Annotated in this window: 16 protein-coding genes and 1 tRNA gene; 13 read left to right on the top strand and 4 right to left on the bottom strand. The window is 62.4% G+C overall.

Annotation, left to right across the window (positions count from 1 at the left end):
* Positions 1–76: 76 nt before the first annotated feature.
* Positions 77–1,894, bottom strand: a complete 1,818-nt coding sequence (ade, locus tag NKG99_RS03375) for an adenine deaminase (protein WP_352864143.1) — start codon at positions 1,892–1,894, stop codon at positions 77–79.
* Between the two features lie 145 nt (positions 1,895–2,039).
* Here ade and NKG99_RS03370 point away from each other — a divergent pair, with 145 nt between their 5' ends.
* The 3 genes from NKG99_RS03370 to NKG99_RS03360 all read left to right on the top strand — a co-directional run bounded on the left by NKG99_RS03370 (position 2,040) and on the right by NKG99_RS03360 (position 4,045).
* Positions 2,040–2,891: an alpha/beta fold hydrolase gene (locus NKG99_RS03370; protein ID WP_352864140.1), complete on the top strand. Its 852-nt coding sequence runs from the start codon at positions 2,040–2,042 to the stop codon at positions 2,889–2,891.
* 116 nt (positions 2,892–3,007) lie between these two features.
* Positions 3,008–3,673, top strand: coding sequence for an outer membrane protein (locus NKG99_RS03365; RefSeq protein WP_352864137.1), 666 nt, complete (start codon positions 3,008–3,010; stop codon positions 3,671–3,673).
* A 286-nt stretch (positions 3,674–3,959) separates the two neighbouring features.
* A tRNA-Leu gene (locus tag NKG99_RS03360) sits at positions 3,960–4,045 on the top strand.
* Between the two features lie 34 nt (positions 4,046–4,079).
* Here NKG99_RS03360 and NKG99_RS03355 read toward each other — a convergent pair.
* Positions 4,080–4,658, bottom strand: a complete 579-nt coding sequence (locus tag NKG99_RS03355; RefSeq protein ID WP_352864135.1) for an NUDIX domain-containing protein — start codon at positions 4,656–4,658, stop codon at positions 4,080–4,082.
* Between the two features lie 157 nt (positions 4,659–4,815).
* On the opposite strand from NKG99_RS03355, the gene NKG99_RS03350 reads away from it, so the two are divergent.
* The 4 genes from NKG99_RS03350 (at position 4,816) to NKG99_RS03335 (ending at position 7,023) form a co-directional block, all read left to right on the top strand.
* Positions 4,816–5,919 carry an NADH:flavin oxidoreductase/NADH oxidase gene (locus NKG99_RS03350; RefSeq protein WP_352864132.1) on the top strand — a complete coding sequence of 368 codons (1,104 nt, stop codon included), beginning with the start codon at positions 4,816–4,818 and terminating at the stop codon, positions 5,917–5,919.
* A 122-nt stretch (positions 5,920–6,041) separates the two neighbouring features.
* Complete coding sequence (locus tag NKG99_RS03345) at positions 6,042–6,359, top strand: SH3 domain-containing protein (RefSeq protein ID WP_352864130.1); 318 nt, start codon at positions 6,042–6,044, stop codon at positions 6,357–6,359.
* Between the two features lie 116 nt (positions 6,360–6,475).
* Complete coding sequence (locus NKG99_RS03340) at positions 6,476–6,754, top strand: DUF982 domain-containing protein (RefSeq protein ID WP_352864128.1); 279 nt, start codon at positions 6,476–6,478, stop codon at positions 6,752–6,754.
* A gap of 29 nt (positions 6,755–6,783) precedes the next feature.
* The gene (locus NKG99_RS03335; RefSeq protein ID WP_023759465.1) at positions 6,784–7,023 is read left to right on the top strand and encodes a DUF2188 domain-containing protein; all 240 of its coding nucleotides are present in this window, start codon (positions 6,784–6,786) and stop codon (positions 7,021–7,023) included.
* A 95-nt stretch (positions 7,024–7,118) separates the two neighbouring features.
* Here NKG99_RS03335 and NKG99_RS03330 read toward each other — a convergent pair whose 3' ends face one another.
* Together NKG99_RS03330 and NKG99_RS03325 are read right to left on the bottom strand one after the other, a co-directional pair.
* Positions 7,119–7,400 carry a hypothetical protein gene (locus NKG99_RS03330; RefSeq protein WP_352864124.1) on the bottom strand — a complete coding sequence of 94 codons (282 nt, stop codon included), beginning with the start codon at positions 7,398–7,400 and terminating at the stop codon, positions 7,119–7,121.
* A gap of 57 nt (positions 7,401–7,457) precedes the next feature.
* The gene (locus NKG99_RS03325) at positions 7,458–8,471 is read right to left on the bottom strand and encodes an alpha/beta fold hydrolase (RefSeq protein ID WP_352864121.1); all 1,014 of its coding nucleotides are present in this window, start codon (positions 8,469–8,471) and stop codon (positions 7,458–7,460) included.
* 229 nt (positions 8,472–8,700) lie between these two features.
* Between NKG99_RS03325 and NKG99_RS03320 the strand changes: the two genes are divergently transcribed.
* The 6 genes from NKG99_RS03320 (at position 8,701) to NKG99_RS03295 (ending at position 16,734) form a co-directional block, all read left to right on the top strand.
* Positions 8,701–9,444, top strand: coding sequence for a competence/damage-inducible protein A (locus NKG99_RS03320; protein ID WP_352864118.1), 744 nt, complete (start codon positions 8,701–8,703; stop codon positions 9,442–9,444).
* Positions 9,445–9,525: 81 nt separating this feature from the next.
* Positions 9,526–10,359 (top strand): universal stress protein, encoded by an 834-nt coding sequence (locus NKG99_RS03315; protein WP_352864116.1) that lies wholly within the window; start codon positions 9,526–9,528, stop codon positions 10,357–10,359.
* A 257-nt stretch (positions 10,360–10,616) separates the two neighbouring features.
* Positions 10,617–11,117, top strand: a complete 501-nt coding sequence (gene gpt, locus NKG99_RS03310) for a xanthine phosphoribosyltransferase (protein WP_352864113.1) — start codon at positions 10,617–10,619, stop codon at positions 11,115–11,117.
* A gap of 210 nt (positions 11,118–11,327) precedes the next feature.
* Entirely contained in the window at positions 11,328–11,816 is a 489-nt protein-coding gene (locus NKG99_RS03305; RefSeq protein WP_352864110.1) for an NUDIX hydrolase, read from the top strand.
* Positions 11,817–11,978: 162 nt separating this feature from the next.
* Positions 11,979–12,290 carry a PilZ domain-containing protein gene (locus NKG99_RS03300; protein ID WP_352864108.1) on the top strand — a complete coding sequence of 104 codons (312 nt, stop codon included), beginning with the start codon at positions 11,979–11,981 and terminating at the stop codon, positions 12,288–12,290.
* 667 nt (positions 12,291–12,957) lie between these two features.
* Positions 12,958–16,734 carry a vitamin B12-dependent ribonucleotide reductase gene (locus tag NKG99_RS03295; RefSeq protein WP_352864105.1) on the top strand — a complete coding sequence of 1,259 codons (3,777 nt, stop codon included), beginning with the start codon at positions 12,958–12,960 and terminating at the stop codon, positions 16,732–16,734.
* The last annotated feature ends 12 nt before the right edge of the window (positions 16,735–16,746 follow it).

Here is a 16,746-nt window from a genome sequence, read left to right as displayed (position 1 = left end):
TACTTTAAGTACGTGAGCACCGGAAGCGCAGAAAGCCACCATTCGCAGGCCGGCCTCACCCGAATATCGATATACCCTAGACGAAGAGATCGACCTTCTGGAAAGTCGTCACGTCGATCAGTCCGACATCGGAAATCCTGAGCTCCGGAATGACAACCAGCGCCAGCAGCGAGTGCTGCATATAGGCGTTGTTTAGCGAACAGCCCATCTTGCGCATCGCCTCGGTGAGCTTGTCCGCCTTGGCCGCGACGATTTCAGCCCGCTCGTCCGACATCAGCCCGGCGATCGGCATTTCGACCAGGGCCAGTTCCTTGCCCTTGGAGAACAGCACGACGCCGCCGCCGACCTCGCCCAGACGATTCACGGCCAGCGCCATGTCCTGCTTGTTGGTGCCGACGCAGATGATGTGGTGAGCGTCATGCGCCACGCTGGACGCCATGGCGCAGTCGCCCATGTAGCCGAAGCCGGAGACGAAGGCGTTGGTGACGCCGCCCGTGCCTCTGTGGCGCTCGACCAGCGCGATCTGGCAGACATCGTTGCGGCGATCCATGGCGACCAGCCCGTCCTCTACCGGCAGATCGGCCTCCAGTGCCCGCGTCGGCGCCTGGTTCTCGATGACGCCGATGACGCGCACCCGCACCTCGTTGGCGCCCTTGGGAGCGGCGATGTCGAAGTCGTGGGCCTTCAGCTTCTTGCCGAGCTTGACGGTGTTCTTCGCCGTCTTCGGATAATCATAGGCCGGAATGTCGATTTCGAGCTTGCCGCCCTTGGCCAGCCTGACGCCGCGTGCATAGACCTCATCGATTGCCATTGCGGCGAGATCCGAGACGATCAGCAGGTCGGCCAGCCGCCCCGGCGCGATCGAGCCGATCTCGCGCTCCAGTTTGAAATGCTGGGCTGTGTTGAGCGTCGCCATCTGGATCGCCGTCACCGGCTTCAACCCCTGTTGGATGGCGTGGCGCACCACGCGGTCCATATGGCCTTCATGAACCAGCGTGCCGGAATGGCTGTCGTCGGTGCACAGGATGAAGTTGCGCGGGTCGATCCCGCTCTCCGTCACCGCCTTGATCTGCGAGGCGACGTCGTACCAGGCCGAGCCCAGCCGCAGCATCGCCTTCATGCCCTGGCGCACACGGGCAATGGCGTCCTCGGCGCGCGTGCCCTCGTGGTCGTCTTCCGGGCCGCCGGCGACATAGCCATGGAACGGCAGGCCGAGGTCGCGCGAGGCATAGTGGCCACCGACCGTCTTGCCTGCCTTGACCGTCGCGGCGATCTCGCCCGACATCACCGGATCGTTGGCGGCGACGCCGGGGAAATTCATCACTTCGCCAAGCCCGATGATGTTTTCCCAGGTCATCGCTTCCGCCACATCGGCGACCGTCAGTTCGGCGCCGGCATGTTCCAGCCCCGGCGCCGAAGGCACGCAAGACGGCATCTGCACATGCACGTTGATGGGCATGGCAACGGCCTCGTCATGCATCAGCCGCACGCCTGGCAGCCCCAGCACATTGGCGATCTCGTGCGGGTCGATGAACATCGACGTGGTCCCGTGCGGGATGACCGCCCGGCAGAACTCGGTCACCGTCACCATGCCGCTCTCGACATGCATGTGCGCGTCGCAGAGGCCGGGCACCAGATAGCGCCCGCCGGCGTCGACCACCTTGGTGCCCTGGCCGATGGCATGGCTGGCGTTCGGCCCACAATAGGCGAAGCGCCCGCCGGCAATGGCGATGTCGGTGCCGGCGATGATCTCGCCTGAATGGACATTCACCCAGCGGCCGTTGCGGACGACCAGGTCGGCGGGCTTTCGCCCCATGGCGACATCGACCAGATGTGTCGCCATCTCGGTCCAGGGTTTGGGTTTTGCGGGCCTTGCGGGCTTGGCTTTCGTCATTGGCGATTCCTCGGTTGCGCCCAGTCTCGCAAATGTGGGCGGGCGCCGCCAGAGCCGTCGGTCCAACATCCGACGGCGGCCGGGCTTGTTGACTAATCTGGCCAAAACGCAATGCTGTCCGCGGACCGAGCCGTAAGAGGGAAACATGACCCGTTTTTGGAAAGCGTTCGCCATCGTCGTCCTGTTCGCCGCGCCAACCACTTTTGCCGCCGCCGAGGAACGTTGGCAGACCTTGCCGGAGCCCGCGGCCATGCCCGAACCCGATCAGAGCGGATATGCGCCGGTGAACGGCATCCAGATGTACTACGCCGTTTTCGGCGCGGGCGACCCGGTGCTGCTCATCCATGGCGGCCTTGGCCACGCCGACATCTGGGCCAGCCAGGTGGCGACGCTTTCCAAAACGCACAAGGTGATCGTCGCCGACAGCCGTGGCCATGGTCGCTCCACCCGCACCGAGCAGCCTTACGGCTACGACTTGATGGCGTCGGATTATCTCGCGCTGCTCGACTACCTGAAGATCGACAAGACCGCGCTTGTCGGCTGGAGCGATGGCGGCATTATCGGCATCGACATCGCGCTGCATCATCCAGAGCGGCTGACCAGACTCTTTGCGCAAGCGGCCAACGTAACCACCGACGGTGTCGATCCGGGCGTGATGACCAACAAGACCTTTGCCGCCTACATCGACCGCTCCGGCCGCGACTACAAGAGGATGTCGAAAACGCCGGACCAGTATGACGCCTTCGTGGCGCAAATCAGCCATATGTGGGAGAGCGAGCCGGCGTGGACCAAGGAACAGCTCGCCAAGATCACCACGACGACGGCGATCGTTGCCGGCGACCATGATGAGGCGATCAAGCGCGAACACACCGAATACATAGCCTCCGCCATCCCAGGCGCGAAGCTGATCATCCTGCCCAACGCCAGTCATTTCGCCATGCTGCAAGCGCCGGATGAATATAGCCAGGCGGTGCTGGACTTCATCGACGCCAAATAGGGAGATTCTGTGCAGCAACAGGTGAATCACAACTGTTGAACAATGGGATTCCGTTTTGCGACGAAAACGGTTATCGTCCCGGCAGGATTTTCTGAACCGTCATTTCGGAGAACTCGATGCGTCGTTTGACGTTTGCCAGTACCGGCTATCTTGTCCTCATGTGCGGGTCGGCGTTCGCGGCGGACATCGGTGCCGACGTGCCGATGACCGCGCCCGGCTTCGACTGGACGGGCTATTATGCCGGCCTGCAGGCTGGCTATGGCTGGGGCCAATCCGACATATCAGGAACAGAAGGCGCGCCGTTTTCCATCACGCCCGACATTGACGGCGGGTTCGTCGGCGGCCATGTCGCCGGCCTGTGGCAGTTCGACCAGGCGGTGCTCGGCGCCGAGGCCGAACTCAACTATTCCTCGATCGACGGCACGACGGAATCGGGCCTGGGAAGCACATTCGGCACCGACATCAAATGGTTCGGATCGGTCAACGCCAAGGCCGGCTACGCCGTGGATCGCCTGCTGGTCTACGGCATTGGCGGCGTCGCCTTTGCCGGCATCGAGACGTCGCAAGTCGCTGGTCCGGCGTTCGCCAGCACGCGCACGAATATCGGCTGGACCCTGGGCGCCGGCGTCGATTACGCGCTGACCGACAAGTTCGTCGTCGGCGCGCAATATCGCTACTATGATTTCGGCTCCGAGCACTACGACGTAGCGGAACCCTTTAACGATCGCGATCAGGACGTGAAGCTCAACACGGTCGGTATCAATTTGAGCTACAAGTTCTGAACCAGCCCACTGTTGTGGCGCTGCCGGCCACGACGGAGCTTGCGGAGCTATTTCAAAAGGAATTGGGGCGGCCGACGCTCCCAGTGGGCGGGGGAATGGGTTGGGCCTGGGAGACGCCGGCCTTGGCGGATCAAATCCGCCGCACAAACATCGTACCAATGCCCGCGGCGCCGAAAATTCCGTGATCGCGCCAGTATGGCCAAGCCGCCGGTCTGTTCGCACGTTCGGCCAAGGCCCAAGAACACGACTTGACGGCCTGTGTCTGGCGTCTGAAAAGGGCTGGCCTGCGGACGTGGCGGAATTGGTAGACGCAAGGGACTTAAAATCCCTCGATCTCTGATCGTACGGGTTCGATTCCCGTCGTCCGCACCAGCGACAATTTTTCAGATCGCCGGATAGCCGGCACTCAAGCCGGCATCGGGTTCAGCTTCAGGTGCTGGATCAGGATAATGGTCTTGGCATCAACAATGCGGCCGTCGACAATGCCGGCCAGCGCCTCGTCGAGCGGCATTTCCAGCACCTCGATGTCCTCGCCTTCGCCCGCCGCGCCGCCGCCGGCCGAGATGCGATCGGCGGGCGAATAGCGGGCGATGAAGAACCAGAGCCGTTCGGTGACGCTGCCCGGGCTCATATAGGGCGAAAACAACCGCTCCACGTTCCGCAGCCGGTAGCCGAGTTCTTCCTCCGCTTCCTTGCGGATACAGGTTTCCGGATCGTTTTCGTCGAGCAGGCCGGCACAGGCCTCGATCAGCGGCTCGCGGTGGCCGGTGACGTAGGCGGGATAGCGGAACTGGCGCACCAGGAGCACGGTCGAACGCGAGGGATCGTAAGGTAGGATCACCGCGCCGTCGCCGCGATCATAGGTCTGGCGCACCTGCGTCTCCCACTGTCCGTCACGCCGGCGGTAGTCGAGGACGGTCTTCTTCAGGACAGCCCAGTCATCGGAGAGGATTTCCTCCGAACGGATGCGAACGCGATCTTCCATCATGGTCTCCATGCTATCGGGTCGAGGCCTAGCCGCGAACCGGCGTTTCGGCAATGCCCTCAGTGATTGGTCCAGAAGCCGGTTCACCGCCTCGTGTCTGGCGTAGACTCGATCGGTTGCCTAAATAGCGGCTAACCCCTCCCCGGAGCCCCTTTTCATGACAACATCGCTTTTCCAGCCGATCACCCTCGACGGCCTTACCTTTCCCAATCGCATCGCTGTCGCGCCTATGTGCCAGTATTCGGCCGAAGACGGCTCGGCCAGCGACTGGCATCTCTACCATTGGATGAACCTTGCCATGTCCGGCGCCGGCATGGTCACGGTCGAGATGACCGATGTCGAGCGGCGCGGACGCATCACGCATGGTTGCCTCGGCCTCTATTCCGAAGACAATGAGGCTGCCGCCCGTCGGGCACTCGATGCGGCAAGACGCGTCGCCGCTCCCGGCACGAAGTTCGGCTCCCAGCTTGCCCATGCCGGCCGCAAAGCCTCCAATCGCAAGCCGTGGGAGGGCGGCGGACCGCTGCAGCCAGACGAGGATCCTTGGCAGACCGTGTCGGCGTCGGCGATCGCCTACGACACCGGCTGGAACGTGCCGCGCGCGCTGGAGGAGGAGGAAGTCCTGCACCTCATCGAACGCTTCGCAGACGCGGCAAGGCGGGCCGAACGCGCGGGCTTCGACTTCCTCGAGCTGCATGCCGCGCATGGCTATCTGATCTTCCAGTTCCTGTCGCCATTGTCCAACCAGCGCACCGACCGTTGGGGCGGCTCGCTGGAAAACCGCATGCGCCTTGTCGTCGAGATTGCCAAGGCGGTGCGCAAGGCAACGCCAAAGCTGATGCTCGGCGCGCGGCTGTCGGTGAAGGATTGGGTCGATGGCGGCTTCGACGTCGAGGATGCGATCGAAGTGGCGAAAGCACTCAAGGACGCGGGCGTCGCCTATCTCTGCTGCTCGAGCGGCGGCAATTCGCCGTTGCAGAAATTGCCCACCGGTCCGGGCTACCAGGTGCATCTGGCGGAGGCCGTGCGCAAGGGTGCCGGCATTCCGACCCGCGCGGTTGGCCTGATCGACGATCCGAAGCAGGCCGAAGCGATCGTTGCCGACGGCCGTGCCGACATGGTGGCGCTGGCGCGCGCCTTCCTGGCCGATCCGCGCTGGGGATGGCGCGCGGCGGCGACGTTCAGCGAGACAATCCACCCGGCGCCGCAGCTTGCGCGATCGGTGACCACCATGCAGCACTGGATGAAGGCGGCGGGCTGATCGGCCCGTTCTCCCGATACCGGCGCCCCCTGGCTTTGGACAGTTGCCCCGCTTCAATTCTCGCCGCAAACTGTTACGTTCGGTGAGGCCGCGGCGGGCGCGGCAGGGCTTGGGAGGAAATCATGGCGTTCAAGGCATTCTTGCCGGTTGCGGCGCTGACCGTTGTGGCCGGACTTTGGATCGGCACGTCGACGCCGGCCGGCGCACAATATTGCGAGGGCACGGTGCACGGCCTGTCCGGCCGCTACAATCTATCGACCGGCAGCGGCTTTCTTGCCGTGCGGACACGGCCGAATTCGTCGTCGCGGATGATCGGCCAGTTGTTCAATGGCGATCATACCGAGATCTTCGACCGACGCGGCAACTGGTATCAGGTCGAAATCGGCGGCCGGACCGGCTGGGCAAACGCACGCTGGCTGCGCAACGACTGCGGCTACTGAGCGGCTGTTTTCGAGTCGCTCCCGGTCGGATGGCAGCCTCCAAACAGGCTCTGAGACGTTTGGGCGCACGCTGAAGGCCACGTTTGCAACCAAATTGGCTGCTTTGCGTTGCGGCCATGATGGACAACAAACCTTTTGAAGTGCCGGTCGTCGTCGAACTTGGGCACGTCGGCAAATATCGCCATATCCGCAGCGCCCAGGAGGCGGCGGAATGCCTGATGACCGTGTGGCCGCTCAATCGCGGCCCGCGCCATCGTGATGCCCTCGACACTTGCCTCAAAGTGCTGGAAGGTTATCGTTCGACAGCGGATGCGCGCCGGGCGCTGATTGAAGCCGCCAAGGAATCGGAAGTTCTGGTGCCCGACGACCAACTGCCCGACGACCGGCTGCACTGAGCGGACGGACCTTTCAACCGGAGGTTTTCATGGCGAAGCTGACTTATAAGATCGTCGAGCATGACGGCGGTTGGGCCTACAAGGTCGGAGCGACCTTCTCGGAGACGTTTCCCACCCATCAGGACGCATTGCGCGCCGCCGAAATCGCTTCGGCCGAGCAACGGATCGCCGGAGCCACGGACGGCATCCAATACGAAGATGCCGATGGCGAATGGCATGAGGAACTGGCCGACGGCCGGGATCGGCCTCAGACAGAGGTTTCCGACTAGTTTGGGATCTACAGTCAGTTTTTGGCATTGAGCGGGACGCCGGCCGCGGACGTCCGGAGAGGAAACGCTCCGCGGCCAGCAACCGCCGCGTGGCCCTATTTGCCGCAGTACCGATCGTTGACGTTCAGCCCGGCATTGGCGTCTGGACCGGGCGTGTGATCGGCACATGGGCCAATCCCGCCGGTATTGCCCAAAGTGTTCAACCCGGAGCCGTCCGCACTGATACTACCGGTGGTGTTGGGATCGACAGTCGTCCGGTCTTCATTGCCGAACAACCACCAGCTATGGTTGGAATAGTTGCTATCCGACGACTGCGCCATCGCCGCTGTGGCAAGACCGATCGTCAGGACGGATGCTGCGAGTAGTTTTGTGTACATTTTGAATTACTCCATATCTTCGTCGTCTTGGGTGCGACACGGGGTAAAACCCGGCATTCAGCCGAATGGTTCCTTGAAATTGTTGTGAAGCCGGTTTGATGTCGGCTTGGAAAACGCACGTGCCGCAAGGCGTTTGATGAAGGCAATGACCCGGTCCGGCTCATTGAATTGAGGCATGTGGCCGAGGCCGCCGACAGATTCGAAATCAAGTGTTTCGATCTTGTCCTGCATTGGCTCGCCGTGGGTACGGATATCGATGACGCGGTCGGCCGTTCCGAAGAGAATGCCAGCCGGCATGACGATCTCGCCATAGCGCTGCTCGATGCGGCCGAGATCTTGCTCGACTGCGACGACATCGGAGGACGTGGCGTAGAAATGGGTTGGCCTCAGCCCGAGCCATCCACCTGCGTCGACCATGTAGTCGGCAGGAAAAACCCGCGGCGCGAAGATGAATTCCATTGTAGGCCGCGCATATCGGAGACTTGTCGGTATCGCCATGGTGTAAGCCATGATCCAGCGCCGCAGGCGTGAGGGGATATAGAGCAAGCCGGACTTTTCGCGCATGCCGGCTTCCAGATGGGTCAATGGCGCCAAAAGCGCGATGCCGGAAATTACCTCGGGATGCTCCACGGCCAGGGTCAGCGCGACGGCGCCGCCCAGCGAGTGACCGACCACCAGCGGCCTTTCCAGTCCCAGGGCTTCAATGAAGCGTCGCACGATCTCGGCCTGTTCGGGCAGCCGGCCCGTGGCGCTGCGCGCTCGCACCGAATAGCCCGACCCCGGTCGATCGAGCGCGATCAACCGGTAGCCCGGACCGAACCGTTCGAACAGAGTGTGCCGGAAATGATGGAGTTGGGCGCCAAGCCCGTGCACGAAGACAATCGGCTGCCCCTCACCCTGATCGACATAGTGGATGCGGTTGCCGCCGATCTCGATGAATTTTCCGACCGGCGGCACCAGCCTTTCAGCCTTGGCGGCGATCCACAGCGTCGCCAGCACCAGACTGGCGATCCCCAGGACCGCCAGCAGGAACAGCGTGCCCAGAAGCCATGACAGAATCGGCAAGATCATTGTTCACCGGACCAGAACCCGCATGAGCTTAGCTTCCCCCGATCCAGGTGCAACCTTCCGTCGAAACGGCGAGCGCGAAGGCCGCCCGTTTCGACGGTCGACTTCCGTGACGCGGCACCCTGTCCGTAGGCAATGGATATCTCGGGTGCGGATTGTTCACCGTTCCGGCGGCATTGCGGCCGCCGCCGCGCCGCGCTATCTCAGGCCACCCGTCATACCGGAGCCTCCCATGCCTGAAATCGTGACCGCCGCCATGCTCGTCATCGGCGATGAGATTCTATCCGGCCGAACCAAGGACAAGAACATCGGTCATCTCGCCGATATCATGACGGCGATCGGCATCGACCTGAAGGAGGTGCGCATCGTCCCGGACGAGGAAGACGAGATCATTGCCGCGGTGAATGCCGTGCGCGCCCGTTACACCTATGTGTTCACCACCGGCGGCATTGGCCCGACGCATGACGACATCACGGCCGATTCCATTTCCAAGGCTTTCGGCGTGCCTTGCGAGTACGATGCCAAGGCCTATGCACTGCTGGAGGCAAGTTACGCGGCGCGCGGCATCGAATACACGGAGGCCCGCAAACGCATGGCACGGATGCCACGCGGTGCCGATCTCATCGACAACCCGGTGTCCGTTGCACCCGGCTTCCGTATCGGCAACGTCCATGTCATGGCCGGTGTGCCGTCGATCTTCCAGGCCATGCTCGACAATGTCGTGCCGACGCTAAAGGCCGGCACGAAAATGCTGTCGGCAACCGTGCCCTGCCCATTCGGCGAAGGCCTTATCGGCGGGCCGCTTGGCGATATCCAGAAAGCGCATCCGGACACGATCATCGGCTCCTATCCGAAATATGGCGACGGCAAGTTCTGGACCGAACTGGTGGTGCGTGCCCGCAACCAGGAGGCCCTGGATGCCGCGCGTACCGATGTCGAGGCAATGGTGGCCGGGTTCGCCAGCAATCCCGGCTGATCTGGTCCAGACCGGAACCAAGCACGAAGCTGCAACGTTTCCTCGGCACGAGTTCGGTAGCTCGTAGATTGAGGGATTATCATGCGCTTCAAAACCATCGTCGCCATTCTGCAGAACGAGCAGGACGCGGAGCGCGTGCTCGACTGCGCCATTCCTCTCGCCACCCGGTTCCAGAGCCATCTGATCGGCATCCACGCCGAAACGCTTCCCGTGCCCTACACCTCGGCCACGGGCTTTCCGGACACTGAATTCCTGCAGGTTTCGGCCGACATGAACCGCGAGCGTGCCGAAAAACTGCAGGCGACTTTCCTCAGACGTATCGAGGATTCCGGCCTGTCCTTCGAGTGGCGAAGCCTGGAGAGCTTTTCGGGCGACAGTGCGCTGACCGGGATTTCGAGCGTGCGCGCCGCTGACCTGATCATTGCGGCGCAACGCGAAACGGGCGGTGACCCGAGCGCTGATGTCGACACGCTGGTCTATGATGCCGGCCGGCCGGTGCTGGTGGTGCCGCATGAGGGTCCGCTGATCACCACCTTCAAACACGTCCTGCTCGCCTGGAACGGCAGCAAGGAGGCGGCGCGCGCCGCTTTCGACGCGCTGCCCTTCATCATCGAAGCCGAGAAGACCGAGATATTGGTCATCGATCCGCCTGAAACGCTCGACGACAGCGCGGAGGCCGCCGGCGCCGAAATCGCGTCAGCGCTGTCGCGCCACGGCGCCACCGTCAGCGTCTCGCTGCAGCAGTCGGGAGGCAATTCGATCGACGACATCATCCAGACCAGGATCGCGGAGACCGGCGCCGATCTGCTGGTGCTCGGCGCCTACAGCCACTCCTGGCTGCGACAACTTCTGTTCGGCGGCGTGACGCGCAGTGTGCTGCGCACCGCGCCGGTAGCAGCCTTCCTGTCGCGTTGACGCATGTCGCGCAGGTCGCGAGTTTTGAGACAACGACATGCAGACTTGGAGCGGATCGCATGCATCTGTTTCGATGCGACGCGTTTGAAGTCCACCGCGATCGGTCAGGCCTGCGCTTGCCAAGGCCCCTGCTCTTGCCAAGACCCCTGCTCTTGCCAAGGCCCATGCTCTTGCCAAGATGGGGGCTTTCCAGCTAATTCCGCGCGCATTCCCCTGTTTTCTTGCGCGCGATCCCCGCGTGCTGCGGAGTGCGCGACATGTCCCTTCCCGAAAAAGCCTTTCCGGTCTCCTGGGACCAGTTCCATCGTGACGCCCGGGCGCTCGCCTGGCGGCTTGCCGGCGCCAACAAGGGGCAGTGGAAAGCGATCGTCTGCATCACGCGAGGCGGGCTGGTCCCCGCGGCGATCATCTCGCGCGAACTCGGCATCCGCGTCATCGAGACGGTCTGCGTCGCCTCCTATCACGACTATACCAGCCAGGGGCAACTGCAGGTGCTGAAAGAGATCACGCCGGCCTTGCTGGCCGACGATGGCGCCGGCGTGCTGATCATCGACGACCTGACCGATACCGGCAAGACGGCGGGCATCGTGCGCGCGATGATGCCGAAGGCGCATTTCGCCACCGTCTACGCCAAGCCGAAAGGCCGGCCGCTGATCGATACTTTTGTCACCGAAGTCAGCCAGGACACCTGGATCTATTTTCCGTGGGACATGGGCTTCACCTACCAGAAGCCGATCGCCGACGACCACGCCAGCTGATTCGCAACAACCTGGCTGTTACAGATCAGCAGCTTGCACGGGCATTATTTGCTTTCGCGAATAAGCCCGGCAGGCCGGATATTTTGCGAAATCGACGTCTATTGGCGGAAATCGGCCGGACGAATGAAATTTTTTACTTTTATTGCCGACAATTAGCCCTAAGATTCGTGAGACGGCAAACGATTCCGGAGGCTGGGGCTAGCTTCTTCGATGTTGACGAGGCCAACGACGCACAATCATCTGGCCGAAAGGGTCCGACGGCTCTTCGGCACGGCGCCGTGCCGCCTTCAGGTCGCCGCCCTGCCCTGGCGCGATGCCGGAAACGGTGTCGAGATCATGCTGATCACCAGCCGCGATACCGGCCGCTGGGTGTTGCCAAAGGGTTGGCCCGAGGCCAGGGAGCCGCTCTGCGAGGCCGCGGCGCGCGAAGCCGCCGAGGAAGCTGGGCTGCGGGGGAGTATCTCTCATCTCGAAGCCGGCCGCTACTTCTACGCCAAGGTGCTGGCTTCCGGCGAAGAAGTGCCGTGCGAGGTCCTGGTGTTCCCGCTGCACGTCGACAAGATCGCCGACCGCTGGAAGGAAAAACACTCCCGCACCCGCAAATGGGTCAGTTCCAGCGAAGCCGTGCGCATGATCAACGAACCCGACCTTTGCCAGATCATCGCCTATTTCTGCGCCGACCCGCACAGCTTCCCCTGACGCGACATTGAGCGGCGGCATCGCGCTGCCTGCAAACCGGATCGGTTTGCAAGGGCAAGCGGAACGGTTTTTTCAAAGGCGAGACACGCTGCGCCGCGCATCGACGTGAATGCTTTGCTAAGGAATCAAGGGTACGATTCGGCAGCTCTGGTATTTTCATCGATGGCGAACCCCGCAAATCCAATTCCGAACGAGTCCGGCGATCCCCAGCGCGAGCATCGTCCGCGCGTGCTCAAGGGCGGGTCGATCATCACCGGAATTTCGAATTCGGAAGTCGGTTGCACGCTGCGCAATCAGCACGAAGGCGGCGCCGAACTGAAGATACCACTCGAAGCCCGGGTTCCCGATCGCTTCCTTCTCTATGTGCCGCTCGACGGCATTGCCTATCGGTGCGAGGTTCGCTGGCGGCGCAATGACCGCCTTGGCGTGCAGTTCACCGGCACCGAGCCAAAGCCCCGGCTGCACTACGGCTGATCCTGTCGGAACCTGGGGGCAAGCGCGTGCCTCACCCCCTTGCCCTGGCAATAGTGTGAACATCGCCCGCATCCACGTCTCCCATTGGGCGGCAATTGCGATCGCCGCGCCGGTTTCTATCCCCGTTATCCACATATGTGACACACAAGATGTTGGGGTCACAAAAGCTACGCAAACGAATCCTTGACGGCGCAAAACGAGTCGCCTTTTATAGGCCATGCGCTTCTGTTGAGAGTGCGACCGGAAAGTTCTGAGCCCGGTATTTTTCCCGGATTATGTGCGTTTTTGCTCGCATTTCCGCCCGTTTACGAGGCCGGCGGAAGCGTTGGAATTGTGGGGCGATTGGGGACAATTGGGACAATTGTCAGGCTTGAATAAATTGTCTGTTAACACTATATTTAGTGTTTGCAGGTACGTTCGACGCTAGATAGTGTGAATCTCCCTCAAGTGAGGGAATCGAAAAAATCAGTTTTGAGGGACCCGTGGGGTTCGTCGGCGCGTTGGACAGTTACTTCGCAAGGAGTTTTGACCAGCAGGGCCGGCGGAGACCGCGAAATGGAGAGCCGGCCGTTTTCGAACGCCGGCAGACGCGGACATGCGTGTTTCGCATTGGGGGCAGAAATTCCCCTGACGAAAGCGCTATATATAGACAAAAGGGACCGGACCAATGCGCATCGAGCGTCGTTTCACCAAGCCAGGACAATCTGCCTATGCGGAGATCGAATTCCGCAAGGCGCTTTCGGAGATCAAGAATCCGGATGGTTCGGTGGTGTTCCGCTTGGACAACATCGATGTGCCGGCGCAGTTCTCCCAGGTCGCCGCCGACATCCTGGCGCAAAAGTATTTCCGCAAGGCCGGTGTCCCCGCACGCCTGAAGAAGATCGAGGAGAACGACGTCCCCTCCTTCCTGTGGCGCTCCGTCGCCGACGAGGCGGAACTTGCCAAACTGCCGGAAGCCGAGCGCTACGGCTCCGAGATCGACGCCCGCCAGGTCTTCGACCGGCTGGCAGGCACCTGGACCTATTGGGGCTGGAAGGGCGGCTACTTCAAGTCGTCGGAGGAAGACGCGCGCGCCTTCCGGGACGAGCTTGCCTACATGCTGGCCACCCAGCGCGTGGCGCCGAATTCACCGCAATGGTTCAACACCGGCCTGCATTGGGCCTATGGCATCGACGGCCCGAGCCAGGGCCACTTCTATGTCGACCCGTTCACCGGCAAGCTGACCAAGTCGAAATCCTCCTACGAGCATCCGCAGCCGCATGCCTGCTTCATCCAGGGCGTGCAGGACGACCTCGTCAACGAGGGCGGCATCATGGACCTTTGGGTGCGTGAAGCGCGTCTGTTCAAATACGGCTCCGGCACCGGCTCCAACTTCTCACTGCTGCGCGGCGAAGGCGAAAAGCTGTCGGGCGGCGGCCGCTCGTCCGGCCTGATGAGCTTCCTCAAGATCGGCGACCGCGCGGCGGGCGCCATCAAGTCGGGCGGCACGACGCGGCGCGCCGCGAAAATGGTCATCGTCGATGCCGACCACCCCGATATCGAGGAATTCATCGACTGGAAGGTCAATGAAGAGCAGAAGGTCGCCTCGCTGGTGACCGGCTCCAAGATCGTCAAGAAGCATCTCGAAGCGATCATGAAGGCCTGCGTCAATTGCGAAGGCAATGGCGACGACTGCTTCGATCCATCGATCAACTCCGCGCTGAAGCGCGAGATCAAGGCGGCCAAGAAATCCGCCGTGCCGGAGAACTGCATCTACCGCGTCATCCAGTTCGCCAAGCAGGGCTATTCGTCGATGTCGTTCAAGACTTACGACACCGACTGGGATTCGGATGCCTACCTCACGGTTTCGGGCCAGAACTCCAACAATTCGGTGTCGCTGAAGGACGACTTCCTGCGCGCTGTCGAGGACGATGCCGACTGGCACCTGACCGCCCGTAAGGACGGCAAGGTGCTGAAGACGCTGAAGGCACGGGATCTGTGGGAAAAGATCGGCTATGCCGCCTGGGCATCTGCGGATCCGGGCCTGCATTTCAACACGACGATGAACGACTGGCACACCTGCGCTTCCGCCGGTGCGATCCGGGCGTCCAACCCGTGCTCTGAATACATGTTCCTCGACGACACGGCCTGCAATCTCGCCTCGATCAATCTGCTGCCCTACCGCAACGCCGACGGCACCATCGACATCGCCGCTTACGAGCACACCGTACGGCTGTGGACCATCGTGCTGGAAATCTCGGTCATGATGGCGCAGTTCCCGTCGAAGGAGATCGCCAAGCAGTCCTATGAATACCGCACGCTCGGCCTCGGCTATGCCAATATCGGCGGCCTGCTGATGACCTCGGGTATTCCCTACGATTCCGACGAGGGCCGCGCCATCTGCGCCGCCCTCACCGCGATCATGACCGGTGTCGCCTATGCCACGTCGGCTGAGATGGCCGGCGAGCTTGGCGCCTTCGCCGATTACGACCGCAACGCCCAGAACATGCTGCGCGTCATGCGCAACCACCGCCGTGCCGCCTATGGCGAGAAGCAGGGCTATGAGAAGCTCGCCGTCAATCCGGTGCCGCTGGTCGCCTCCGACCTGAAGCAGCCGGAACTCGCAACCCACGCCAAGGCCGCCTGGGACCGCGCCATCGAGCTTGGCGAGGAGCATGGCTATCGCAATGCGCAGGCAACCGTGATCGCGCCGACCGGCACGATCGGCCTGGTCATGGATTGCGACACCACCGGCATCGAGCCCGATTTCGCGCTGGTCAAGTTCAAGAAGCTGGCCGGCGGCGGCTACTTCAAGATCATCAACCGCGCCGTGCCTGAAGCGCTGCGCACGCTCGGCTACTCCGAGGCCCAGATCGGCGAGATGGAGGCCTATGCGGTCGGCCACGGCAATCTCAACCAGGCGCCGGCCATCAACCCCGGCGCGCTCAAGGCCAAGGGTTTCACCGACGACAAGATCGCGGCGCTCAATGCAGCGCTGAAGTCGGCCTTCGACATCAAGTTCGTCTTCAACCAGTGGACGCTCGGCGCCGACTGGGTGAAGGAGACGTTCGGGTTCTCCGACGAGCAGCTCAACGACTTCTCGTTCGAGATACTGCAGGCGCTGGGCTTCTCCAGGAAGGACATCGAGGCCGCCAACATCCATGTCTGCGGTGCGATGACGCTGGAAGGCGCGCCCTTCCTCAAGCCCGAACACCTCGCCGTGTTCGACTGCGCCAGCCCGTGCGGCAAGATCGGCAAGCGCTCGCTGTCGATCAACAGCCACATCCAGATGATGGCGGCGGCACAGCCCTTCATCTCCGGCGCCATCTCCAAGACCATCAACATGCCCAACGATGCCACGGTGGAAGACGCCAAGGGCGCCTACATGCTGTCGTGGAAGCTGGCGCTGAAGGCCAACGCGCTCTACCGCGACGGCTCGAAGCTGTCGCAGCCGCTCAATTCCTCGCTGCTCGCCGATGTCGAGGACGACGAGGACGAAGCTCTCGAGCAACTGATCGCCGCACCGGCGGCGGCGCGCGCGGCACAGATCACCGAGCGGATCGTCGAGCGCATCATCGAGCGCGTGTCGCGCGAGCAGGAAAAGCTGCCCGGCCGCCGCAAGGGCTATACGCAGAAGGCCAAGATCGGTGGCAACACCATCTTCCTGCGCACCGGCGAATATGACGATGGCCGCCTCGGCGAGATCTTCATCGACATGAACAAGGAAGGCGCGACGCTGCGTGGCCTTCTCAACAACTTCGCCATCGCCATCTCGCTCGGCCTGCAGTACGGCGTGCCGCTCGACGAATATGTGCACGCCTTCACCTTCACCAAATTCGAGCCAGCCGGCATGGTGCAGGGCAACGACGCCATCAAGAGCGCGACGTCGATCCTCGACTACGTGTTCCGCGAGCTGGCGATCTCCTATCTCGGCCGCAACGACCTCGCCCATGTCGACCAGTCGGACTTTTCCAACACCGCACTTGGCCGCGGCATCAGCGAAGGCAAGACGGACGCGGTCTCCAAGGGCCTGACCCGTGGCGCCTCGCCGGTGAAGCTGGTGTCGCGCGTCAGCGGCAACGATCCGAAAGGCTTTGCGGCTCCCTCGGGCGCCCCTGCCCGCTCGGTGCCGACAGCCTTCTCCGGCTCCAACGTGCTGGCCCTGAAACCGGCCAGCGACGAAGCGGTCGCCTACAAGCGCGACTATGAGGAGCGAGCGAAGGAACTGGCCGAGGACATCACCTTCGAGGAAGCGGCTGCATCCGACGCCACGGCAGGCTTGTTCACCGATGCCGCAGCCCTTGAGGCGGCCGAGGCCAAGAAACTCGCCAACGACCGCCGCGCCAAATCGCTGCTCCAGGGCTACACCGGCAATTCCTGCTCCGAGTGCCAGAATTTTACGATGGTGCGGAACGGGACTTGTGAGAAGTGCGATACGTGTGGTGCCACGAGCGGGTGCAGCTGAGAAAATTCTGAT

It is taken from the genome of Mesorhizobium sp. M1409 (assembly GCF_040317535.1).
Classification (GTDB): domain Bacteria; phylum Pseudomonadota; class Alphaproteobacteria; order Rhizobiales; family Rhizobiaceae; genus Mesorhizobium.
Note: the sequence above shows the minus strand (reverse complement) of the source record. Positions and strands in the feature narration are given on the sequence as shown.